This window comes from Arthrobacter sp. HMSC08H08 (assembly GCF_001807575.1).
GTDB classification, from domain to species: domain Bacteria; phylum Actinomycetota; class Actinomycetes; order Actinomycetales; family Micrococcaceae; genus Pseudoglutamicibacter; species Pseudoglutamicibacter albus.
Genome location: NZ_KV789376.1, coordinates 308,667 through 330,743, shown reverse-complemented (window position 1 = coordinate 330,743; position 22,077 = coordinate 308,667). Strand labels below are relative to the sequence as shown.

At 59.7% G+C, this 22,077-nt stretch carries 23 protein-coding genes; 9 read left to right on the top strand and 14 right to left on the bottom strand.

The genetic code is table 11. The features are described from left to right. Positions 1-691: 691 nt before the first annotated feature. Positions 692-1,288, bottom strand: coding sequence for a hypothetical protein (locus HMPREF3175_RS09820; RefSeq protein WP_218078865.1), 597 nt, complete (start codon positions 1,286-1,288; stop codon positions 692-694). 233 nt (positions 1,289-1,521) lie between these two features. On the opposite strand from HMPREF3175_RS09820, the gene HMPREF3175_RS10250 reads away from it, so the two are divergent. Then, entirely contained in the window at positions 1,522-1,662 is a 141-nt protein-coding gene (locus HMPREF3175_RS10250; RefSeq protein ID WP_176744695.1) for a hypothetical protein, read from the top strand. A gap of 49 nt (positions 1,663-1,711) precedes the next feature. Here the strand turns inward: HMPREF3175_RS10250 and HMPREF3175_RS02700 are convergent, their stop codons facing one another. The 10 genes from HMPREF3175_RS02700 to HMPREF3175_RS02660 all read right to left on the bottom strand — a co-directional run bounded on the left by HMPREF3175_RS02700 (position 1,712) and on the right by HMPREF3175_RS02660 (position 10,855). Further along, on the bottom strand, positions 1,712-2,095 hold the full coding sequence (locus HMPREF3175_RS02700; protein WP_070490557.1) for an SdpI family protein: 384 nt from the start codon (positions 2,093-2,095) through the stop codon (positions 1,712-1,714). 54 nt (positions 2,096-2,149) lie between these two features. Next, a complete protein-coding gene (locus tag HMPREF3175_RS02695; RefSeq protein ID WP_070490556.1) occupies positions 2,150-2,773 on the bottom strand; it encodes a hypothetical protein in 624 nt (207 codons plus the stop codon). An 85-nt stretch (positions 2,774-2,858) separates the two neighbouring features. Then, positions 2,859-4,484 carry an inorganic phosphate transporter gene (locus tag HMPREF3175_RS02690; protein ID WP_070490555.1) on the bottom strand — a complete coding sequence of 542 codons (1,626 nt, stop codon included), beginning with the start codon at positions 4,482-4,484 and terminating at the stop codon, positions 2,859-2,861. Between the two features lie 107 nt (positions 4,485-4,591). Further along, on the bottom strand, positions 4,592-5,197 hold the full coding sequence (locus HMPREF3175_RS02685; RefSeq protein ID WP_070490554.1) for a response regulator transcription factor: 606 nt from the start codon (positions 5,195-5,197) through the stop codon (positions 4,592-4,594). Next, entirely contained in the window at positions 5,194-5,607 is a 414-nt protein-coding gene (locus HMPREF3175_RS10345) for a sensor histidine kinase (RefSeq protein ID WP_218078864.1), read from the bottom strand. The genes HMPREF3175_RS02685 and HMPREF3175_RS10345 overlap by 4 nt, the downstream gene beginning before the upstream one ends. Continuing rightward, positions 5,582-6,388, bottom strand: coding sequence for a histidine kinase (locus HMPREF3175_RS10340; RefSeq protein ID WP_218078863.1), 807 nt, complete (start codon positions 6,386-6,388; stop codon positions 5,582-5,584). Before HMPREF3175_RS10340 ends, HMPREF3175_RS10345 begins: the two co-directional genes overlap by 26 nt. Next, positions 6,325-7,101: an ABC transporter permease gene (locus tag HMPREF3175_RS02675; protein WP_070490553.1), complete on the bottom strand. Its 777-nt coding sequence runs from the start codon at positions 7,099-7,101 to the stop codon at positions 6,325-6,327. The genes HMPREF3175_RS10340 and HMPREF3175_RS02675 overlap by 64 nt, the downstream gene beginning before the upstream one ends. Positions 7,102-7,105: 4 nt before the next feature. Beyond that, entirely contained in the window at positions 7,106-8,074 is a 969-nt protein-coding gene (locus tag HMPREF3175_RS02670) for an ABC transporter ATP-binding protein (RefSeq protein WP_083289356.1), read from the bottom strand. A 149-nt stretch (positions 8,075-8,223) separates the two neighbouring features. After that, positions 8,224-9,057, bottom strand: coding sequence for a PspA/IM30 family protein (locus HMPREF3175_RS02665; RefSeq protein ID WP_083289355.1), 834 nt, complete (start codon positions 9,055-9,057; stop codon positions 8,224-8,226). Positions 9,058-9,238: 181 nt separating this feature from the next. Next, a complete protein-coding gene (locus HMPREF3175_RS02660; protein WP_070490552.1) occupies positions 9,239-10,855 on the bottom strand; it encodes a coiled-coil domain-containing protein in 1,617 nt (538 codons plus the stop codon). Between the two features lie 147 nt (positions 10,856-11,002). Here HMPREF3175_RS02660 and HMPREF3175_RS02655 point away from each other — a divergent pair, with 147 nt between their 5' ends. From HMPREF3175_RS02655 to HMPREF3175_RS02640, 4 genes are all read left to right on the top strand, one after another. After that, positions 11,003-12,457, top strand: a complete 1,455-nt coding sequence (locus HMPREF3175_RS02655) for a S1C family serine protease (protein ID WP_070490551.1) — start codon at positions 11,003-11,005, stop codon at positions 12,455-12,457. A gap of 170 nt (positions 12,458-12,627) precedes the next feature. Further along, on the top strand, positions 12,628-13,434 hold the full coding sequence (locus tag HMPREF3175_RS02650) for an electron transfer flavoprotein subunit beta/FixA family protein (protein ID WP_070490550.1): 807 nt from the start codon (positions 12,628-12,630) through the stop codon (positions 13,432-13,434). A 79-nt stretch (positions 13,435-13,513) separates the two neighbouring features. Then, positions 13,514-14,485, top strand: a complete 972-nt coding sequence (locus tag HMPREF3175_RS02645; RefSeq protein ID WP_070490549.1) for an electron transfer flavoprotein subunit alpha/FixB family protein — start codon at positions 13,514-13,516, stop codon at positions 14,483-14,485. A gap of 12 nt (positions 14,486-14,497) precedes the next feature. Then, the gene (locus tag HMPREF3175_RS02640) at positions 14,498-15,373 is read left to right on the top strand and encodes a PIG-L deacetylase family protein (RefSeq protein ID WP_239446442.1); all 876 of its coding nucleotides are present in this window, start codon (positions 14,498-14,500) and stop codon (positions 15,371-15,373) included. 151 nt (positions 15,374-15,524) lie between these two features. Here the strand turns inward: HMPREF3175_RS02640 and HMPREF3175_RS02635 are convergent, their stop codons facing one another. From HMPREF3175_RS02635 to HMPREF3175_RS02625, 3 genes are read right to left on the bottom strand one after another with little or no spacing between them, the layout of a single operon-like run. Further along, positions 15,525-16,091, bottom strand: coding sequence for an anti-sigma factor domain-containing protein (locus HMPREF3175_RS02635; protein ID WP_035754436.1), 567 nt, complete (start codon positions 16,089-16,091; stop codon positions 15,525-15,527). 16 nt (positions 16,092-16,107) lie between these two features. Continuing rightward, positions 16,108-16,614: a tRNA (cytidine(34)-2'-O)-methyltransferase gene (locus HMPREF3175_RS02630; protein WP_070490548.1), complete on the bottom strand. Its 507-nt coding sequence runs from the start codon at positions 16,612-16,614 to the stop codon at positions 16,108-16,110. A gap of 30 nt (positions 16,615-16,644) precedes the next feature. Continuing rightward, the gene (locus HMPREF3175_RS02625) at positions 16,645-17,646 is read right to left on the bottom strand and encodes a DnaJ domain-containing protein (RefSeq protein ID WP_070490547.1); all 1,002 of its coding nucleotides are present in this window, start codon (positions 17,644-17,646) and stop codon (positions 16,645-16,647) included. Between the two features lie 142 nt (positions 17,647-17,788). Between HMPREF3175_RS02625 and HMPREF3175_RS02620 the strand changes: the two genes are divergently transcribed. The 4 genes from HMPREF3175_RS02620 (at position 17,789) to HMPREF3175_RS02605 (ending at position 22,035) form a co-directional block, all read left to right on the top strand. After that, positions 17,789-19,027, top strand: a complete 1,239-nt coding sequence (locus HMPREF3175_RS02620; RefSeq protein ID WP_256276242.1) for a cysteine desulfurase family protein — start codon at positions 17,789-17,791, stop codon at positions 19,025-19,027. Between the two features lie 148 nt (positions 19,028-19,175). Beyond that, positions 19,176-20,315 carry a tRNA 2-thiouridine(34) synthase MnmA gene (gene mnmA / locus HMPREF3175_RS02615; protein ID WP_070490546.1) on the top strand — a complete coding sequence of 380 codons (1,140 nt, stop codon included), beginning with the start codon at positions 19,176-19,178 and terminating at the stop codon, positions 20,313-20,315. Between the two features lie 9 nt (positions 20,316-20,324). Beyond that, entirely contained in the window at positions 20,325-20,690 is a 366-nt protein-coding gene (locus HMPREF3175_RS02610; protein WP_052048209.1) for a chorismate mutase, read from the top strand. 22 nt (positions 20,691-20,712) lie between these two features. Beyond that, positions 20,713-22,035, top strand: coding sequence for a hypothetical protein (locus HMPREF3175_RS02605; RefSeq protein WP_141742445.1), 1,323 nt, complete (start codon positions 20,713-20,715; stop codon positions 22,033-22,035). The last annotated feature ends 42 nt before the right edge of the window (positions 22,036-22,077 follow it).

Below are 22,077 nucleotides of genomic sequence, written 5' to 3'. Positions count from 1 at the left end.
CTCGCCTGGATTAGCGGAAATAGATACCAGATGCTCGTCATGTTGCTGAGCGAAAAACTCAGGAAACATAACCCCTGTCCCTTTGAGGACAAAAGTTTCTATCTCGACTTTCGTCTCATTCATCCAGTCGTTCATACGCTCCCAATCTATCGTGGATAAAATGGCGAGCCGGCAATCGACTCAGCTAAAATCCGCACACACGAATAGACCGCCGCCGTATGCATCGCGGAGCGTTCAGTCCCCAACCTACCCGAACTGGTGTGCTCGAACAATAAACTATAAGAAGAACCAAGCACGTGGTCATCACTTTTGCGGGCGGTGGTGCCACGTAACCAATTGATTAAACCCGTGGTGGCCTTCTTTCAATAATAGTTATGGGTGCCTCCACAATGGAGACACCCATAACTTTAGCGGGAATAGCAGGCTCTCACCTGCTGTTATACGGTGGTGCAGCCTGTATCTTATTTCATGGTGAAAACAACGAACTGATCATGATTTCCTGTTTTGATCACGTGGTTGAACATTGGTTTTACTTTTCCAGGTTGCCAGATGTCCAATAAGAGCCCCCGCACACAAAACGGCTCCGATCTTTCCGGTATCAACCCAAAAACTAAGAATTAGCAATGTTAATCCGAGGATTCCCATTACGAAAATAATTATTCGTGCCTCTTTTTGCTTTCGCACTCTATCCTTACTCGAAGCAAGCACTATAAACATTCCCTAGGTTAAAGAGTTCGATCAAAGTCTGTTGAGCTTCTGGTCCAGCCTTTTTTGCAGCCCGCTTAACGGCCCGCGAAACTGCCGTCTTAAATGGTACTTTTGCTCTCCGCTGTGCATCGTAAACACGCTTGAAAGTCTTTGCAAACTTAGTTGCACCACCAGCAGCTTTCAGAGCCGTACGGACTTTCGTAATCTTAAAGATTGGAAGGTTTGTCACGATGGCAAGGCCGATAGCACTAACACAGCCGACTACTCCAAAAGTGGTAATCGCACCTGACTCTGAGTGAAATCCATCTCCCAGTCGCGCTTTGAGCCAAGATTGCGCTACAGCATCTCCGGCTTGAAGGACACTCTCAGGAATCTCTTCAATCGCTTTAAAAGCAGCTAATAGCTGATCCTCCGATAATACAGGGGCTGGTGTGGTGCGTTGTGTGCCGTGAGAAATTTGTTGAGACGATGGTGTGTACTCGCTAAGTGGCGTGGCATTAGCTACTCCGCCAAATGCTAATGACAACGCAATTGTGCAGGTACTAGCAGTCGTCAGCTTCACAAATTTTCGAAGATTCATGGTCTTCATTCCTTTCGTCGTGCTGTCTTGATTGACGGCGGGTAGTGCAGCTTGGGAATCTGGGCTACGGCCTCCTCTTGGAGACAAGAAAAATGTTAAGTTAGATAACCCTTACCGTCAATAATGTTCATAAAAAATTCTCAACACCAATAGACCGCGTGACTCGTACACCGGCCGGCTCGTATCCGCGCCGCCGCCTCGGTTTGTTCCATCTTTAGCCTTAGCACTTCGTTGTGCGAGGTAACAAACTCGTGCCCGGCAAACCCGCAACTGAACGCCACATTGACGAGATTGAAGACAGCGAGCACGTCCTCCCAGACTGGCGTCCAGCCCACGACCGCAAACCTTTGGAAGATCTACGCAACACACAGTAGCCACTGGCTTGGCTTGCCATTACTCGAACGGGCGACCAATGGGGGCGGTTCAGTTTTCCTGTTTCACGACTTCCTTGGCCCGCCGGTGGCCCACTACGGCGCCCCACACCAAGATGATGACTTGCAACGCGCACGCGGCGATCGCGACGACGCAGTGCAGAAAGGTGAGCGAACTACCACCAGGCCTGATCAGCAGAGACACCAAGGAGAGTAGCGCCCCCGCATTCCCGATGCGTACCACCGCGTTCATGTGCGGAAGGGACGCCTTATGCGCTTCGGCCCACGCCTCATCCGACGCAAGCGTAGCCCTGGTCCGGATGCCGATCATCGGATTGCGTTCTAAACTGCCCTTGCCGATCGACTTGACCACCCACATCGCCATCAACGAGACCAGCAGGGCATCGAACAAGAAGACGCCGTAAAGAACAACCAAGGGATGAGCCTCCTCCGCCGTTGCTAGGCTCCCGGCTTCACCCCAGCATATGGGTTACGCGGTTCGTTTTGCGACCTGAACCACTTTCCAGCCGTCAGGTAATTCCCACACATAAAACGTGGCGTATTGGGTTGGAGCCTCAAACTGCTGAGCCACTCCCGTCGTGTGGCGCACCAATAACTGCCCACTCGGCAACTCAAGCAACACCACATAAATCAGTAGCGATCCTTCATACGAGTGGTCCCACACCTTCACCGGTTGAACCGCAATAGGCCGACGGTCCGCTCGTGCCGCCCTGTACGCGTCCACAAACTCCTGCCGGCTACCCGGATCAGACGGTTTCCTCATGAAGAACATCACCGCCAGAACCAGTGCCACAGCAACAGCCGTAAGCAAAGGCAGAAGCGCAAAGAACTTTTGCGACGCGGGCATAGAACTATCGGTGAAGGTCCTCGTGAGGTCTTCCCTCGTCAGGAATGCCACGAGGGCGATGACACCCAGCACTACGGCCCGGAACGCATCTTTGTAAACCAGAAAGCCGTTAGGTTCTTGCACCGCCCGGAAGGCATCTTCGTGGGGAAGAACCGCGGGGTCCTCACCCAGGGGAACGATGCGCAAGAAAGCCTTAGGGTCAGAGCGCTTATTAGCCTGTACGAGCGATAACGATGTGAGAGACACCTGGGAACTCCTCTGTAGCTGTGCCGGGTTGTATGGCTGTGCCGGGCAGGTCTGGAAACCTGCCAGGCACGCGAACACGACGCAGTTAGGCGCCAAAGACTGCGCGCAACGCTAGCACGCCGACCGCACCGAGGACGGCGGCGACCGGAACCGTGATAACCCACGCGAGCGCGATCGGCTTCATGAGCTTCCAGTTGGCGGCCTTGTTGACAATACCGACGCCCAACACAGCGCCAATCAAGATGTGGGTCGACGAAACCGGCAGACCCATAACCGACGCCAACATCACGATGCCCGCCGCGGAAAGCTCTGCAGCGAAACCAGAAGCCGGGTGCATCTCCGTCAACCCAGAGCCGACAGTCTTGATCACAAACCGGCCGATGAACCACAGGCCAACAATCAGCGCGACGCCGGCGGTCAGCATCACGGCAGGCGGAACCCCGGCCTCGTCGTTGATCTGACCGGTTTTGAGAACATCGAGGATCGCCGCGAACGGACCAATCGCGTTAGCGATGTCGTTAGAACCATGGCTGAACGCAAACGCGGACGCCGTGAAAACCTGCATCCAGCTGAACAACACGAACGTCGAACGCGAAAGATCACGCTTCTTCAGTGACCGCGCGAAAATGAAAACCGCCATCCACACGGTCGCCGCGATCATGCCCAGAATCAAGAAGTTACCGACCGAGCTGAGCTCAAAATTGAGGTTCCTCAACCCCTTGAACAGCATCATCGAGCCGATTACCACAGCACCGAACGCCGCGAGCAACGGAACCCACGTCTCCAAAGCCCGATGCGCCTGAACCTCCCGAGCACGCGCCTCCACACTATGCAGGTCCCGGTAGTACTCGGATTCGAGCTCCTCCGGATCCAAATCCTCACGCTGATACACCGACGCGTCACGCGCCATTGCGTTCGTGTAAGAAATCTTCTGCAGCTCATCGAGCCGCTCAAAAGCCTTCTTGTGGCGGGTGCGCAGTTCAGCGCGTTCACGCTTGAGCTCACGCAGCTTCACATCCATCTGTTCGTTATAGACCAGAATGTGCTTCTTGATCTGTCCGAACAGAACCCACGCAACAATGCCACCCAGCAGCGGAGACAGCACCCACGAGAGCACGATCTTTCCGATCTCGCTCCACTGCACCATTTCGAAGCCACCGGTGCCGGTCGCGAAACCCAACGCGAGCGCCGCGCCAACAATACCGCCAACAATCGAGTGCGTCGTCGAAACCGGCCAACCCATGCGGGTAGCAACCAAAAGCCAGATCGCCGCGCCGAACAGCGCCGACATCATGATGAACACAAAGTCCATCGGCGCAAGATCGATCGCGTTGAGGTCTACGATGCCCGAACGCACCGTCTCCGTAACCTCGCCGCCAGCGAGCACCGCGCCACTGACCTCGAAGATTGCAGCGATGATGAGCGCCTGTTTCATCGTCAGCGTTCCCGCGCCAACACTGGTACCGAACGAGTTCGCGACGTCGTTACCGCCGATGTTGAACGCCATGAACAATCCGAAAAGGATCGTCAGAACGAGGACGGCCTTGTTCGCGCCCGGATCAACATAGGTGAAGGACCAGCTCATAAACACCGCGAGCGTGACGGCCATGAGAGTTCCGAAAGACAGATGCCACCACCGGTCTGGGCCTAAGAAACCGTGTTTGCCTGGAAGCGCTGAAGAATCTTGTCGAGGTTTGAGTGACTGCGCCATAGAAAGCCTTTCCCCAGAGCTGGGATGCTCTAGTGGCAATATCGTGGCGCAGACGGTTGAAATACAGGGCAGGAATACGTGAACACCGCGTGACAAGCTGGTGCGGACTAGATCCAACCGTTCGCTTTAGCGAGGTGGGCGGCCTCAAACCTGTTAGCTGCACCCGTTTTCGCCATAATGTTGGAAATGTGGTTACGCACCGTGCCAGGGGATAGGTGCAAGGCTTTCGCGATCGCGGGTGCGCTCTTGCCTTGGAACAGTTGCTGACACACCTCAGATTCCCGCTCGCTCAAGGGATTATCGGGTACCAGTAAGCTGTCACGTGCCAGGGTTGGGTCTATCACGCGCAACCCGGAATGCACTCGCCGGATCGCGTCCGCCAACTCATCAGGTGGTGTATCTTTGACGATGAAGCCGTCCACACCCACCTTCATCGCCCGTTTCACATACCCGGCTTTACCGAACGTCGTCACAATCAGGCAGCGGCACGGATGCCCAGCCAACTTCTCGGCAACATCGAGGCCGTTGAGGCCAGGCATCTCAATATCCAGTAGCGCCACATCAATGGGTTGTTGCTGCACGAGGTCTATAGCCTCGGTCCCTGTAGCGCATTCCGCGACAACCTCGATGTCCGTCTCCGAACCCAGCAACGCAACCAACGCGCCGCGTACCAGCGACTGGTCCTCAGCGATCAACAAACGAATCCTGTTCACTCGCTCGCCTCCCGCACCACAGCGCCGTCACGCATCAGTTCGCTATCGCCGCTCATCGTGATCAGAACCCTACTCAGCCCGTGCTCACGGCGCACGATGAGGCGCCCACCAGCGGCCTCAACCCGCTCACGCAGCCCAGCCAGCCCGCCCTCGCGGTTCTGCACGGTATCGGTGCTGAACCCGCTGCCGTCGTCAGTCACCCGCAGCTTATCTGCGCTCACGCTCACCCAGCAGGTGTTCGCCCCAGAATGGCGGACCACATTCGTGGTCAACTCCCGCAACCCCCAAGAGAACACGTTCTCGTGAGCACCCACCGGGGTGAGGCGTTCAGGAAGATGCGCGGTGATGCCTTTCGTTTCTAACGCTCGGCGCGCGGCTTGTAGCTCACCAGCGAAGGTTGGGGTGCGCATGCGCGTGACCGTTGCGCGAACCTCGGCAAGCGCCTAGCCGGGAGAGCTCGCTGATCTCTTTGAGCTCCCTTTCGGCCTGCTCAGCGTTGGTGTGTAGAGCCCGGCGGGCCACCTCGGATTTCAGGTTGATCACCGTGAGCGAGTGCCCTAGAAGGTCGTGAACATCGCTCGCGATGTCCTCCCTCTGCTGCGCAAGGTCAAGCTCGTGTTGCAACTGGTAGCGGGACTCGTCGTACTGAGAAAAAGCACCCACCCCAACCAGTAACAGGGGCATGAAGAACAGCAGGAAACATGCCCAGCCCAGATCTTGCGGCGATAGCCGCCATACCGCGAAAGCGCCGGCAGCACCCGTAGCTACCACGATGGGGAGGGACTTCTTCCACGGGACAGCGAAACCCAGTACCGCCGCCAGATACGGTGCGTAGGTCACCACTCCCGTTTTGATGACAGGCACGCTCACCAGCGCAATGACGAACAGGATGCCCCACCTCAACAATGCGCGAGGAAACTGGCCCCACCCGCTTGGGAACGTGTCCATTGAGCCGAACGCATAGAAGTAAAGCAACCCAAACACGGTCACACAGACCGTCATCCACGCCTTGTCGACGGCACTGAACTCGCCGCTCACATATACCTGAACCAAGACGGAGGCGAGGAAAACAAGCCATATTGAGGCGAAGATCGCGTTGTTGAACTGGAAGTCTTTGAATAGGCGCATCAGCTTCGGTTCTTGTCGCGCTGGCGCATGATCAGGCAGAAGCCCACGAAGATCACCGTCCATACCGAGATGCTAACCCAGGCATGCCACATCGGCTCGAACATCAAATCGAACATCACCCCGGAATCAGCAATCTGAGCGCCTTCCGCCAAAGGCCAGCGCACCAGCATCATCGCGCCATACAGCGGGGTGAACCGGCCTATGTCCAGCAGCGATCCGGTTAGGGGCATGAACACATTGGACGCGAAAGCAAGGATCACGATCGAGCCGGTAGCGATCGCTACCGTGTTCTCTTTAGGGACCACGAGCGTCCATGCCAAGCCATAGAAACCGAACGGGATTGAACACAGAACGCACGCGATGAACGTCAATACCCACTGCTCGGGTTGCATCTTCGCTCGAACGAGCGCCCCGACAATGAATACCGCGGCGATCGGCAACACCGCACGCACTGCGATGCTCACAGTGTTGGCGAAAGCCAACTGCCACGGACGCAGAGGAGTCAGAGCGAGCTGCCGGCCCCACCCGCTACGGCTATCCGTCACAGATGAACCGGCCGCGCCAACCGCACCGACCACGCCAGCATAGAACGCCATACCCAGCATCACGTACGCGGCGACGTTACCGCCGTTCATCTCGTGATCACTGTAGCTCTGCAACGCGCCGAAGATCAGGTATAGGAAAATCGGTAGCCCGACGCTGAAGAAGATCGTGGTCATGTCCCGGCGCAGACGCAACAGCTCATGCCCGGTGAACCTCAACGTAGTGCTCAACATGTGCTTAGTCCTCCTCGTTGTTCTGGGTCTGGCCGCTGTTCTGCGTCAGGGCGAGGAATGTGTCCTCGAGGCCGTGGCTTGTCACTTCAAGGTCACAAGCGTCAGTTTCGGTCAGTAAGTACCGGGCAAGCGCATCGGAATCCTGGGTTGTGATGTGCACACGGTTGCCGTGAGCCTCAACGCTTTCCGCGCCTGGCAACCCCGATAACTCCGGGACCCCGCCTGGGAACGTGGCGCTCACCGTGCGGTTGGAGCTCATGTTTCGCAGCTCATCGGTGGTGCCGTCCGCGATGACCTCGCCCTTGTTGATCAGCACGATGCGTTGGGCAAACTGGTCTGCTTCCTCCAGGTAGTGGGTCGCGAAGATGATGGTGCGGCCCTGCTCAGCCTGATGCTTCATGGACTCCCAGAATCGATGGCGAGCGCCGGCATCCATGCCGGCGGTCGGCTCGTCAAGAATGAGGACGTCCGGGTTGCCGAGAATCGCCAACGCGAAACGGATCCGCTGCTGCTCACCGCCGGAACACTTGCCGACGCGGCGTTTATAGATCGGTTCCAGATGCGCCTGCTCGATAACCTCATCCAGAGGCAGATGGCGCGGGAAGGTCGAAGCGATCATCTTCAACGTGTCCTTGACCGTGAGATCGCTGAGCAGGCCACCGGTTTGCATGAGGGCGCTGATCTTTTGCTGATACACCGCTTTTTGAGGGGCCTGACCCGTGACCTTGATAGACCCGGACGATGGGGTGGTGAGCCCCAGAATCAGGTCCACCAGCGTGGTCTTGCCGGCCCCATTAGTGCCCAGCAGGGCAATGATCTCACCGGGCTGGACCGTGAGGCTAACGTCCTTCAAAGCGTGCACGGGATTGCCTGAACGCGCGTTGAAGGTTTTGTTCACTCCGTGCAGTTCTATAGCTGGGGTGAGTTCTATAGCGGGAGAATTCTGTTCCCTCGTCAGGTGTGTTCTCTTCATGCAATTCACGCTAATGAGCCAGCGAGGAATGCACGCATAGCAGGTGTCACCACTTACCCATGACAGTTGTCATGGGCCGCGAACACAGCAGAAGGCCGGTTCCCTGGAAACATGAGGGAACCGGCCTTCTGGCTGTGTCTATACCGGGCTTAGCCTTCGAGCTTACGTAGCGCTTCGAGCTGCTCCGGAGTCAAGTCCTCGTCGATCTTGCCACCGTTAGCCTGCCCGCCGCCAGCCTGGGACTCAACAGCCTTAGGTGCGCCCTTGCCAGCGCCATGCTTGAGGGCAGCGAGACGCGCCTCAACCTCAGTCTGTTCGCCGAGGTCCTCAAGCTGCTCAAACTGCGAATCGATCGAGGATGCGTGCAGTTCCTGCTGGCCGCGAACCTGTGCCTCCTGGCGGCGGATCTTCTCCTCGAAACGGGAGATCTCGCTGGTCGGATCCATGATGTCGATCGAGCCGAGAGCCTCGTTGACCTTGCTCTGAGCGTCAGCGGACTTCTGGCGGGCAACAAGCTGGTTGCGTTTAGTGCGCAGCTCTTCAAGCTTGTTCTTCATCTGAGCTAGGCCGTTCTTCAGCCGCTCAACCACATCCTCCTGAGCCTTGATGCCCGGCTCAGCGGCCTTCACATCGTTCTCAGCAGCCATCTGCTTCTGCAGTGCAACCTTGGCGAGGTTATCGAACTTATCAGCGTCCGCGGAATTACCCTGAGAACGGAACTCATCAGCCTTATTCGACGCAGCGAGAGCCTTCTGGCCCCACTCCTGAGCGGCCCTAACGTCAGTCTGGTGGTCCTCTTGAGCCAGGCGCAAGTTACCGATCGTGGTCGCGATAGCCGCTTCAGCTTCGCGGATGTTGTCCGTGTAGTCGCGGATCATCTGATCCAGCATCTTCTGCGGATCCTCCGCGTTGTCGATCATCGCGTTGATGTTCGCACGGACCAACTGGCCAATACGGCCAAGGATCGACTGTTTCTTTGCCATGGTTCTCCTTCAATGATGATGGCGGAAAGCTGATGAATGATCAGACGAGAAACATCCAGATTTCAGACTAGTGTGCTTCTTGATCGATGAGTAGAGGCCGCGGCGCAAAGTTCGCTAGTGGCACGAAAATCGCCAGCGTCAACGCGCATTAATGCGCGGTTGCTAACGCCCCAGGGCTGCATCAGTACGGGCGGCGGCGTCTGGAATTGCGCCGGTTGTCGTTGGGGTAACCGTAACCGAACGTGATGCGCGGAACCCCGTTGCGTGAACCGGAGAACGTCGGGTTGAAGATGTTATAGACGCTCTCAAGCGGGTCATCTTGATCACTACGGCTGGCGGTTTCCGCCTCGGCGTTACGCGCTGCAGCCTCAGCGAGCTTGAGCGCACGGTCAGCGTGCTGAGCCGCCGTCACTGGGTCAGTAGCGCGCATATCCATCGCCTGGTTCAAGAACCGTTGCGCCTCAGAAAGCCGCGTGCGAGTGGTGGAACCCACCTTGTTGCGGTTCGCGCGAACATAATCCTCAACAGACTCGATACGGGCAGCAGCACGGTTCGCCAGATCATCCAGGCGAGCCTGAGCGCCCGCACGCTTCTCATCTTCCGACTGCGCTTGGCCGAGCGGATCACTCAACGCATCATGCGCGGTTGCCAGCTCATCCGTCAACGCAATCGGATCATGCGGGCCAGCATCCATTTGGCTATAGATCTTCTTGATCACCCGGTCCAAACGATCAGCCGGGCCCTGCAACGCGGAACGGCCAGCATCCACCATCGCCCGTGCCGCATCGATATCCTTCTCAGCCTGATGAATATGCTGCGGCAACTCCTGCTGGGCGGTAGCCAGCCGTTGCTTGACCGTCTCAACACGAGTGACCAGGGCCTCGGCATCCACCTGCGCGGTTTCGGCTTGAACAATCGCAAGTGCCGCGCTCGGCTGGTTCCCGGAACCCCACGCGGTACGGGCATTATTCAACGCTGCAGAAAGGTCTTCCAAACGGCCCGTTGCCCGCTTGACAACACCATCCACACGCTCACGAGCGCTCGTGGTGTATTCCTGTTCGATACCACCCAAATTCGCTTGGCCCTGCTCGAGCCGGCCCACTAGCTGCATCAACGCGGCATTGAGCTCATCGATACGCTGCGGCGCATCATGTTCCACGTTACGGAGCTGACTGAACTCGTCAGCGCGAGCCTGCAACGTGTCGATAGCTCGTTTGGTGCGCTGCAGGATCTCCTCAAGCCACGCGTTCTGATCCTGCGGGGAATCAGGGGTGTCATCGTCAAGTAACTGCTGCCGCTCGAACGCAGCAGACAAATCAGCACGGGCCTCATCCAATGATGCGCGGAAAGACTCAACTTTCTCCTCACCATAGGCAGCGACCGCGAAATCAACCTCCTGGCCTGCGGCACGAACCGCCTCATCGGCGGCGATCAAGGCAGCGGAGGCGTCCTTACGTTTAGCATCCAGCTGCTCAGCGGACAGAACCTGCGGCGCATCCTCCGGCACGCCACCCACCGGCAGGCCGGTAGCGCCCCAGCCTGGCGAGTTCCGCCACCTCTCACGCCGCTCCCTGCGCGCCTTCGAACCCTTCATGTTGAAAACAACGGCCGTGATCACAAACCCGATAATGAAGAAAATCAACAAGCCGAACAGAGACGAACTTGAAGCGGTACGTTCAAAACTATCCCGAATCACGGCATCCTGCGCCGCGTTGAACTGAGCTGGAACAGCGTGCGATGCGAAGGCCTGTGCCGCGGTCACGGTCGAGGAATCAAGCATGTCGATGAGAAGCGCCATATTCAAAGTTTTCCACATAACGGCCCCTCATCAAGCATTCTTTCGGTGAGCTTCAAGAAACCGCGGATTGACCGTCCAGCCGCTTTTCAGGGGATATCGCTACTCTGTTCTTAGAAGTTTTGATCATCTCTATGAGAAAGCCCGCAGATGTCTAATTCTTATCCAGCCGGCCAACAGGGCTACCCCGGCAATCAGAACCAGCCAGGCCAGCAACATACTCAGCCGCCTCCACCAAGCCCCGGCCCGCAACAGCAACAAGAGCCGGTACAGACTCAACATCCAACGCAGGCTCAGCAGCCAACGCAGACCCAGCAGTCGCCGCAGTATTACACACAGCAGGTGGGCCAGCAGCCACATGAGTCGCAATCGTCTGGTGGGCGTAAGAAGAAGGAACGCGGCACATCGCGGCGTCCCGGTTGGGGGATCGTTGCGGGGGCTTTGATCCTGGGTGCTGTTGCAGGCGGCGGCGCCGGCGCGGGTGTGGTTGCATTCAACCACTCTGACTCCGGACAGAACCCCGCCGCGAACAGCCCTGCCGCGCAACAGGCTTATCAGGAACAGTTCGGTGGTGACCCCAAGTCCGCGACCCCGGTTTCACTCGCGGCAGCAACCGCGATGCCATCCGTCGTCACGATCTCCGCAAGCGATGGCAAACAGTCCGGCACAGGCTCGGGTGTGTTCATCTCTGAAGACGGCTACGTACTCACCAACCAGCACGTCGCAACGCTCAGCGGTGCTTCAGATAAAGCGACCATCGAGGTCCAGACCTCGGACGGAACAACCTATCCAGCCAGATTGGTGGGCCAAGACCCGCTCTATGACCTCGCGGTTGTGAAGATCGATAACCCTGGGGATACAAGGTTCACCCCGATCAAGTTCGCTGATATGAACGATGTGAACGTGGGCTCGGAAGCGGTCGCGATCGGTGCGCCGTTGGGGCTTCCCAACACGGTGTCTACCGGCATTATTTCTAACCGTGAACGCTCGATCTCGATCGCATCTTCGGCGGTCAAATCGACCCCGGAAGATGACCCGAACAATAAAGACCTGCCGGAGTTCCGGATCCCCGGGCAAGAACAGCGTCAGCAACCTTCGGGGCGTATCTCGATCAATGTGTTGCAGACTGACGCCTCGATCAACCACGGTAATTCCGGTGGGGCGCTCGTCAATGACAAGGGCGAGCTGATCGGGGTGAACGTAGCGATCTACTCGCCAAGCGCCCAATCCGGTTCTATCGGACTTGGTTTCGCCGTGCCTGGTGACATCGCCCAGCGTGTTGCCCAAGAGCTCATGAGCAACGGTAAAGCGACCCACGGCCAGCTCGGTTTGATGGCGCGTGCCCAGCCTTCAAACGCGGGCCGTTCCACGATCTTCACGGAAGGCGCGGTGGTTTCCGAGGTTGTGCCTGACTCACCGGCTGCGAAAGCAGGCATCCAGAAGGATGACGTCATCACCAAGGTGAACGATAAACGCATGAATGACGCCGTTGACCTGACCGCGACCATCCGTTCCTACCCGGAGGGCGCTACCGTCAAGGTGACGGTCAAACGCAACGGCGAGGAACACACCATGGACGTCACATTGGGTGGCGCTGACGCATAAATCAACGAGCGCATTCGCATCAATCAGCCAGCGTGGACGCCTACTTTCTGGCTGCGGGATGCCACGATGCGGGCGGTGGCTTATACGATGGACTACGGAAGGCATCGTATAAGCCACCGTTTTTTGTTCATCGAGAGCAGTTTGTGTTCATTGCGAGCAGGAGTGAAAACATGAGTACAGCCGAGACGAGCCCACAGCATGTGATGGTCTTGGTCAAGTACGTTCCTGATGCCCAGTTTGAGCGGCAGTTCGATTCGGAGAACCGCCTGGTTCGTGAGGAGTCGATCTTGTCTGAGCTGGATGAGAACGCCATCGAGGCGGCTGTCGCGTTGTCTGAGGCTGCTGGCGGGGACAAGGTGTGCCCGGTCACTGTTGTGACGATGGGCCCAGACGGAGCTAAAGCCGCGTTGAAGAAGGCCCTGCAGATGGGAGCAACACGGGCCGTTCATGTTCTGGATGACGAGTTGGCTGGTTCTGATGCGTTGTCGACCTCTCGTGTTTTGGAGGCCGCGATCCGGGGCGAGAACCCGGATGTTGTGGTTTTCGGCATGGAATCCACTGACGCGGAGATGGGTGTCATGCCTTCCCTGGTCGCCGCGCGTCTTGGCTGGCCGCAGCTGACGATGCTGGATTCGCTTGAGCTTGATGCGGGCCAGTTGCGTGGCCGCCGCCAGGGTATCGGCGAGGTGCTTGAGGTTGCTAGCGGCTGGCCGGTGGTGGGTTCGGTTACGGATCAGGCTAATGAGCCGCGCTACCCGAACTTCAAGTCGATGCTTGCCGCTCGGAAGAAGAAGACGGACACGGTCACGCTTGCGGATCTCGGCTTGTCTGCTGACTGGGTGGGTTCGTCTGCGGCCTCTGCTGTTGTGACTGCTGCGGAACCGGTTCCGGCACGTAAACCGGGCCGTGTGATTGTTGATGATGGTGCAGCTGGTGAGGCGCTGGCTGAGTATTTAGCTGAAAATAATCTGCTCTAACCCTCGTGCGCGGCAGGCGGGGTGTCTGCGGCCGGCAGAGTTTCTCGGTATCGGGTTTTAGACGTTTCTGGAGTTTCTTGTGACTGTTCTTGTGTATCTGGATTCTGTTGGGCCGCAGCTTTCGGCTTCCCAACAGGAAGTTCTCGGTGTTGCGGCCGGTTTAGGGCCCGTTGCTGTTGCCGTGGGTTCGGCTGTCTCAGCCGATGCCGTCGCGGCGTTGGGTGCCGCGGGCGCTCAGCGGGTGTATGCGGCTGAACAGGATCCGTCGGGCTCTGTTGCGGTGGGGCAGGCCGATGTTTTGGTCGGTGCCGTGCGTGCAAGCGAGGCCGTGACGGTGCTCAGCAGCATCGAGCCGATCGAAACCGAAGTCATGGCGCGTGCGGCCGCGCTTACGGAGTCGGCGCTCATCACGCAAGTTTCCGCCGTTGAGCCTGCAACTGAAGGTCCACTCACCGCGGCCTCGGGTCTTGCGGTGCGTAAGGATGTGCTTTCGGGGGAGTGGAGCTCTGCAGTGCGCCCCACCACGGCGACCGCTTTCCTAACGCTGGTTCCGGGCGTTCCCGCTTCCGCGCAGGCTGTCGCACAGACCGCCGAGGTGGTTACGTTGAGCACGGGCGGGCGTGAAGGCGCACAGATTATCTCCCGCACCCCGGTGGTTTACGACGGACGCCCCGACGTGTCCTCGGCCCGAGTTGTGGTTTCGGGCGGCCGCGGTACCGACGGCGATTTCGGCCCGGTCGAACAGCTCGCTGACGCCCTCGGCGGCGCGGTCGGTTCAACACGTGATGCGACCGATGAAGGATGGATCCCACACAACACACAAGTGGGGCAGACCGGCGCCACGGTGCGGCCTGACCTGTATATCGCAGCCGGTATATCAGGTGCGGTGCACCACGTTGCGGGCATGCGCCAGTCCGGCACGATCGTCGCGGTGAACACTGACATGGACGCCCCTATTTTCGATATCGCTGATTTCGGTATCGTAGGCGATCTGAACACGGTCCTACCTCAAGCTGCTGAAGCTATCCGCGCCCGTAAACAACAGAGTTAGTAGGGCAGTCTCGTGAACGCTTCAGCGTCGGTGAATTCGATGTCAGCGGATTCGACGGCCGGGGCAGAGGGCCCCGGAGTAACGGGCACCGCGGTAGAGGGTGCCGGGGTAGCGGGCGCCGTCGCGCTTGACCCGGCCACGGGCGCCCCGGTGGGTGTATCGAAAGTTCTGGTGCTGACAGCGCACCCAGACGATGTTGACTTCGGCGCCGCTGGAACACTGGCACGGTGGGCGGCAGGCGGCATCGACATCCACCTCACCGTGGTGACCGGCGGGGGCGCCGGCGGTTTCAGCGATGAGGCCCGCGGCGATGATGTTGTATCCCGCCGTCGGGAGGAACAGCGGGAAGCGGCAGAGGTTGTGGGGATCGCTTCGGTCGAGTTCTGGGACTACCCGGACGGGGATCTGCACGTGAGTGATGAGCTGCTCAAGGACATCGTGGAGATCGGACGCCGAGTGCGCCCGGACCTGATCTTGACCCACCACCCTGAGCGGGACTACACGAGCTTCCAGAAATCACATCCTGACCACCTTGCTGTAGGGCAAGCGGTCACTCATGCAGTGTATCCGTCGCTGGAGAACCCCTACGCATACCCGGAGCTGCTGGAAGCCGGCCTCGAGCCACACAAACTGCCTCACCTGTGGTACTTCGGGCAACCGGGGCACCTAACGAACATGGCCGTCGACATCACAGAGAGCCTCGAAACCAAGATCCAAGCGCTTCTCAAGCACGCATCCCAACACCCGGATGTGGAGAAGATGCAACAGTTTGTGCGGCACCAAGCCGCACGCATCGCCCAGCAACGCGCCGCCTCGGACGATGCGAAAGCGGCGGAGTCGTTCCACGCGGTGTGCGTGAACTCCGCCGAGACGATCGCCGGTTTCTAAGCTGTCCCGATAGTCGGCCTTTAGCAGCGGCGATACTGGACCTCTGCCCTGCCGCTACACTCGCGCCGCAACTGGCCCTCTCCCGCGCCGCTTCACCCGCGCTGCTAGTGGTCTTGAGCTGCGGCGCTAGCGAGCACCTCCGCTATCCGCGCTACTTACCGGCGCCTTCCGGGATCTGGATGGCAACCACATCGTTGGCTGGTGGGCGCTGCTGCCCGCCTTCGGTGACGATTGTGACGTGGATTTCACGCGTCGTGTTGAGTTCGTTGCGGACGCCGACCCACTCATCGTTCGGCTGCCCACCTAGCAAGGTGGAGGGGCGTAGCGCGTTGTCTTTATCGCTTAGATACAGCTGGTATTCGCTGTTCTGCGGAGCGTGAGGGACACCCTTGACCTTGATCGCGTACGAGTTCAACTCCGCGCTAGTGACCACCTCAATCTCGCCGTCTTTCGACTTAGCGGTGTGGGTCTGGGCGTCCGGGGCGTCGAGGACCTCTTGCGCGACTTCGCCTGCGATCTTTTCAGAAGACGGCCACATGGCACGCACCGCGAAGAAACCGATCACAGCGAGCACAACCACCGTGATGACGCTGATGACCGCGATCTTGCCAGCCGAAGGCGCCTTGCGGCGGCTACGGCCGTGTTCTTGTTCCTCGAAACCGTCGAGTTCCTCAAAGTCACCGAGTACGTCAAGGTCGGCTTCATTCAGTTGGTTCATGGTTGTAAGCCTTTCCTTAAACGTTTCCAATAGTGAGATCAGCAGGTGCCGCATCCAGCGGCCGGGAACCTGGGAACCCGTGTTGCCGCCACGCCTCATAGACAGCGATGGAAGCCGAGTTCGCGAGGTTTAGAGACCTGCGGGCCGGCTGCATCGGGATCGTGAGACGTTCAGTGATGCGCGGATGGTTCTTTTCTTCTTCGGTGAGTCCGGAGGACTCTTTACCGAAGAGGAGAATATCGTCTTCGCGGTAGGTCACGGTGTCATAACGGGTGTGTCCGTCAGTAGTGAAAGCAAAAACACGTCCCGGCCCCAATTTCTGCAACGCAGTATCCAGGTCCGGATGCACCGTAACCACAGCCAGATCATGATAATCGAGGCCAGCGCGGCGCAATTTCGCGTCTTCAAAATTGAAACCCAACGGCTCCACAAGATGCAGTTCGGCGCCGGTGATGGCAGCGAGCCGGATCGCGTTACCGGTGTTGCCTGGGATTTCAGGAGTATTGAAGACGATGCGTAGCACGCCGCCAGTTTAGCTAATGTAACGGTTTGATCACGGAACGGTGTTCTTTTTGTGTGTGTCGCGTCCTGCGAACTGGAGCAACTGACCATACACAGAAAGGTTGATGCTACTGGGGTTCGGGCCACCTGCAAGATAAGCAATCCCCTCGCCGGCGGCACGCGCAATCGGTGAAGGCCCCGTGACACCTGCGGTAGCGCCCACCCGGTTCACCACCGGATGTTGAGCCGAACGCCCCGGAACGAACAACACATGCAACGCCTCAGCGCGGCTGCCGCCGATCTTGCGTTCCAACGCATGCACCGCATCGTGGTCTGGGGTATAAGCCAGGGGCTTTCCATTCGCTCGCAGTGTTGTGCCATCCCACGCGTGTTCGGCATCCACGGAAGCCTCAACATCAACCGCGAGCAGACGGTGGCCAGCGAAAATCACTGCTTCAATATCCGTCCCGTCGATGCGGACGCCCAGCACCATGCGGGCCGTAGGAACGTGTTCGTGGATGCGTTCGAAAAGATCCATGACGGCCGCGGTGCGCGCCTCGCGGTAGACGGCGCGGTCAAATAAGCTGCGACGGCGGATAGAGCCCCGCACGAGCGTGTGCGCGTCACGCTCACTCAATGCAGGGTGGGCGCCGTCGTAGGTGACGTCCTGGGAGGCAGGGCCAGATGGTGTGTAGCGGTTGTCTGTGTTGTGCGCGGCCGTGCTGTTGGCGCGTGAAGCGGCGCCGCTAGCGCCCGATGCGTGCCGGGTCTGCGCTGCACGCTGAGTAGACGGCGCGGACTTCGACCGCGCAGAAGGACTCGCTGGCGGCTGTGCGGTCGCGGCTCTAGCGGCCGCGGCATCGGCTTGTGCCGCAGCGGCAGGGTCGGTCAGGACCGTGTAGGCGGTGGTGATCGCCTGATACGTTTCGGGATCGCCGCCGAGATCCGGGTGATGCGTACGTGAAAGCGCACGGAACGCTTTACGGATGGCTTGGCTGTCAGCGTTAGGGGGTAGACCGAGAGTTTCAAAAGCTTGACGGCGGCTGGCGGACATAGTCAATATTCTGCCTTACCTCACTCATCGGGTGCGGAACACGGTGAGCGCTGGGGAGCGAGGGTGGACGAACCAGGCTGGAGTGAGCCAGGCTGGAGTGAGCCAGCAGTGCCAGCCAGGGGAGCGGGGCTAGGCTGGGAGGGTGAGGAATCAGCCGATCCATTACTTCGACCACGCCGCAACCACCCCGCTGTCTGAGCCGGCACGTGCCGCGCTCATCGAGCATATGGGGGTTATCGGCAACGCGGGGTCGCTCCACACCGCGGGCCGCACTGCTCGCCGTATCCACGATGCCGCGCGCATCGAGCTCGCGCACGCCGCCGGAGTGGATCCTGCTGAAATCGTGTTCACCTCAGGTGGCACCGAGGCCGATAACCTCGCGATCAAGGGTCTCTACGCTAAACGCAACGCAGGGCCCGGATCCAAGGCGGAGCCCGCTGTGGGCAAGCCAGCCCGGCCGCGCATCATCTATACCGGGATTGAGCATCCTGCCGTGCTTGATGTGATCGAATACCTCGCCCAACACCACGGCGCCGAACCCGTGCTGGTTCCGGTCACCGAGGATGCCGTGGTGGATCTCGATGTGTGGCGTGCCGCGCTAGCATACGCGCCGGAACGCACCGCTCTGGCGACCCTGATGTGGGCGAATAACGAGGTCGGCACCATCCAGCCAGTCGAAGAAGCCGCAGCCATCGCTGCCGAACACGGTGTGCCCTTCCACACGGATGCGGTGCAAGCATTTGGGCACACCCCTACACAGCTGAACAATCCTGCTATCACCACCGCGGCCATCACCGCTCACAAACTCGGCGGGCCAGTGGGGATCGGGGCGCTCATCGTGCGCCGCACCGCCCAGCTCACACCGCACATCCACGGAGGCGGACAAGAACGTGGCCTACGCTCCGGAACTGCCGACGTCGCCTCCGCGGCAGCCTTCGCCGCAGCCGCTACCGCCGCGCAAGCAAGCCTCAACCAAGAGAATGAACGGCTGGAGTGCCTGCGGGAAAAACTGGTCCACGCGATCACCACAACCATCCCCAACGCGACCGTATCCGGCGTCCAGGCAGCCGCTAGCTGCGCATCACGTGGCGGGGATTCAGTGCGCCAGTTGCCCGGCATCGTGCATCTGAGTGTGCCGGGCGCCCAGGGGGACTCGGTCCTGTTCCTCCTAGACAGCCTCGGGTTCGCGACCTCGACCGGCTCCGCATGCACCGCCGGGATGGCGCAGCCCTCCCATGTCCTGTTAGCGATGGGCCGTAGCAAACAAGACGCAACCGATGTGCAACGCTTCAGCATGGGCTCACTCACCACCGAAGAATCAGTGCAGGCGCTCATCGACGCCCTCCCCGGGGTCATCGCGCAAGCCAGAGCCGCCGGTTAGCTCGCGCATGCATTGCTGGCACCGCCCGCAAACGCCACTAGCGCCTACAAAGATCACGGCGCCACCGGTGGTGCATGAAACAATAGAGAATTGCCCTTGCGCACAGCCTTGAGCAGAATTGACCGGCCACAGTTTTGAGGGGGATTTCATGAAGGTTCTGGCCGCAATGTCTGGCGGCGTGGACTCCGCCGTAGCGGCGGCGCGCGCCGTTGAAGCCGGCCACGACGTCGTGGGTGTCCACCTCGCCCTCTCACGCATGCCCGGAACCCTACGCACCGGATCGCGTGGATGCTGCACCATCGAAGACTCCAATGACGCTTTCCGTGCATGTGAAACCCTCGGCATCCCGTTCTATGTGTGGGACTTCTCCGAACGTTTCAAAGCCGATGTGGTGGATGACTTCATCGATGAATACGCCGCCGGCCGCACCCCGAACCCGTGCCTGCGCTGCAACGAGAAAATCAAGTTCGAAGCCCTGCTTGATAAAGCGATCGCGCTAGGGTTCGATGCGGTCGTGACCGGCCATTATGCCCGCGTGGATCAGGACGGTGACGGCCGCCCAACCCTGCACCGAGCCGCCGATATGGCCAAGGACCAGTCCTATGTTCTGGGTGTTCTGCGGGAGGACCAGCTCGCGCACTGCTGGTTCCCGCTGGCACACGCACCCACCAAGGCGGAGGTCCGCGCAGAAGCTGAACGCCGCGGCCTCGGCGTGGCAGAGAAACCCGATTCGCACGATATCTGCTTCATCCCAGACGGCGACACCCGCGGCTGGCTCGCCGAACAGATCGAGATGCAGCCAGGCAAAATCATCGACCAAGAAGGCACCCAAGTAGGCGAACACGAAGGGGCCCAAGCCTTCACCGTAGGGCAGCGCCGCGGGCTCGCTATCGGACATCCAGCACCTGACGGTAAGCCGCGCTTTGTGCTCTCGATCCGGCCGAAAACCAACGAAGTCGTTGTCGGTCCCAAAGAGGCGCTCGCCGTGGATCGGCTCAGTGGCATTCGCGTCTCATTCGCAGGTGCGGAACCTGCCGAGGCCGCCAGCGGCGCATGGATGGACGTCACCGTCCAGGTTCGCGCCCACGGAAAACCTGTACCGGGCCGTGCCCGCTGGGTCGCCGACGACGAACACGGCCGCCGCGTAGAAGCCGAGCTGGAAGAAACACTCAACGGGGTAGCGCCTGGCCAGTCGATGGTCCTCTACACCGGGGACCGTGTGATTGGGCAAGCAACAATTGCTTCAGCCCATTCATCAACGTGGAATCCGGCCGCACTCACTGCGTAGGGTGAGGTTATGAGCGATCAACACGAAGGCATCGTGACCAACGAATGGGACCCCGCGGCATCCTCGCTACCTGACACCGTTGACCCTGCTGTGATGCAGGAACTGTTGCGGATCCGTGGCAGCATCGACAACATCGACGCGACGCTGGTATATCTGCTCGCCGAACGGTTCAAATGCACCCAGCGGGTAGGCCACCTCAAAGCTGAACACCAACTCCCGCCCAGCGACCCGGGCCGTGAAGCCGCCCAGATCGCCCGCTTGCACTCGCTTGCCAAAGACGCGCAGCTAGACCCGGAGTTCGCCGAAAAATTCCTGAACTTCATCATCGCTGAAGTGATTCGCCACCACGAGGCGATCTCCGAACAACGCAACTGAGCCGGCAGGCTTGATTGTGATCATGACTTCTTCTACTTCTACGGCTCCCGAGCGTTCAGCAGACACCGAGCAGGGCATTGCGTGGCAGGGTGTTGTGTGCGCGCCGCAGGTTCGTACCCAGGCGCGCGCCCAGGCACGCACACCGAGCCGGGCACAAACTCACACCTCGTTACGTGCAACACCATTGCGGGCAACACAGCTACTCAACGAGGTGTTCGGCGGACTCGAATCCGGCCCACACGTTCTGCCTCTTCCGGAGTCCCCGGCAGACACCGCGTGGGAGCGCACCATCACGCATCTGTCCGGGTTGCCGGTGGACCTCACAGCGCACGGATGGCGGCTGACCGGAACCCGCGCTAAAGCTGGGATCGCGATGCGCCGGGCGAGTAACGGCTTGCGTGAGCTCATCCAGCTCACCGCGGATGACGCCCAAGACGCTCCGCTCGGGCAACGCAGTGTCACCGTGATGGGGCCAGCCACAGTGATGCACCGGCTGGCTTTACCGAACGGCGAACCCATAGCTTCCGACCACGCAGCCCGCACCGACATCGCGCAAGCCTGGTGCGAAGGCATCACGGAGCTAGTGCCGCAACTCGCTTCACTGCCCGGCGCCACGCCGGTGGTGCGGATCATCGACCCCGATGCGCACCACGCATTCGCAGGCTCGTGGCGTTCCAGCTCCCGCTACCGCAGGCTTCCGCACCTGGACCCGCAATGGTGGGAATCCCTCATGGCCGATGCGGCAGCGGCACTAACTGCAACGCGGACCGGCGTCAGCGAAACGAAAGCCCTAGCACACGAGAACACAGTGGCTCATGAGAACACAGTGACAGTGTGGCTTCCCGAGGTCGCACGCGGGCGCACACAAACCATTGCGAAGGCGGTGGAGAAAAACAACGGCGGCGTCTCGGTCGGGTTCGAAACCGTTTCATGGCCGGAGGATGCCCACGCGGCGGAAAACCTATTGGAAACTATCGAAGCGCTCGCTGATGGGGAACACGCCGGTAGCCGTGTGCTTGTGCCGCTACCCGAGAGTGCTGTGAATGAACCGCTAGCCGATGGAAAAGCCCGGCCCTTCACCCGCACTGCGCACGACTGCCTCACCCGTACAGCAGACGAGCTGTTGGAGTCGCTACGGCAAGCCGGGATGGAACCCCGCCACTTGCTTGGCATAACCCTGCAAGCCAGCTACGGTTTCCGTTCCGCGGCACACGCATCGGCGGCGACCAAGCCCGGTGCCGCCCAGGGAAAACCGGCGCCCGAGTTCACCGACCTGCAGCTTGGCCACGGGCTCACCAGGTTGAACGATCTAGCGCAAAAATTTAGCGACATCGCGCATGGTTGACCCAACCGAGTTTCTGTGTGCTGATCACATAGGATAAGAGAT

Coding starts and splice junctions, on each gene's coding strand:
- HMPREF3175_RS09820 (WP_218078865.1), bottom strand. CDS start 1,288: ATGAATCTTCGAAAATTTGTGAAGCTGACGACTGCTAGTACCTGCACA.
- HMPREF3175_RS02605 (WP_141742445.1), top strand. CDS start 20,713: ATGACTTCTTCTACTTCTACGGCTCCCGAGCGTTCAGCAGACACCGAG.
- HMPREF3175_RS10340 (WP_218078863.1), bottom strand. CDS start 6,388: ATGGACGGTGATCTTCGTGGGCTTCTGCCTGATCATGCGCCAGCGCGA.
- HMPREF3175_RS02670 (WP_083289356.1), bottom strand. CDS start 8,074: ATGAAGAGAACACACCTGACGAGGGAACAGAATTCTCCCGCTATAGAA.
- HMPREF3175_RS02650 (WP_070490550.1), top strand. CDS start 12,628: ATGAGTACAGCCGAGACGAGCCCACAGCATGTGATGGTCTTGGTCAAG.
- mnmA (WP_070490546.1), top strand. CDS start 19,176: ATGAAGGTTCTGGCCGCAATGTCTGGCGGCGTGGACTCCGCCGTAGCG.
- HMPREF3175_RS02660 (WP_070490552.1), bottom strand. CDS start 10,855: ATGGCGCTTCTCATCGACATGCTTGATTCCTCGACCGTGACCGCGGCA.
- HMPREF3175_RS02610 (WP_052048209.1), top strand. CDS start 20,325: ATGAGCGATCAACACGAAGGCATCGTGACCAACGAATGGGACCCCGCG.
- HMPREF3175_RS02675 (WP_070490553.1), bottom strand. CDS start 7,101: ATGTTGAGCACTACGTTGAGGTTCACCGGGCATGAGCTGTTGCGTCTG.
- HMPREF3175_RS02665 (WP_083289355.1), bottom strand. CDS start 9,057: ATGGCAAAGAAACAGTCGATCCTTGGCCGTATTGGCCAGTTGGTCCGT.
- HMPREF3175_RS02655 (WP_070490551.1), top strand. CDS start 11,003: ATGTCTAATTCTTATCCAGCCGGCCAACAGGGCTACCCCGGCAATCAG.
- HMPREF3175_RS10345 (WP_218078864.1), bottom strand. CDS start 5,607: ATGCGCACCCCAACCTTCGCTGGTGAGCTACAAGCCGCGCGCCGAGCG.
- HMPREF3175_RS02690 (WP_070490555.1), bottom strand. CDS start 4,484: ATGGCGCAGTCACTCAAACCTCGACAAGATTCTTCAGCGCTTCCAGGC.
- HMPREF3175_RS02625 (WP_070490547.1), bottom strand. CDS start 17,646: ATGTCCGCCAGCCGCCGTCAAGCTTTTGAAACTCTCGGTCTACCCCCT.
- HMPREF3175_RS02635 (WP_035754436.1), bottom strand. CDS start 16,091: ATGAACCAACTGAATGAAGCCGACCTTGACGTACTCGGTGACTTTGAG.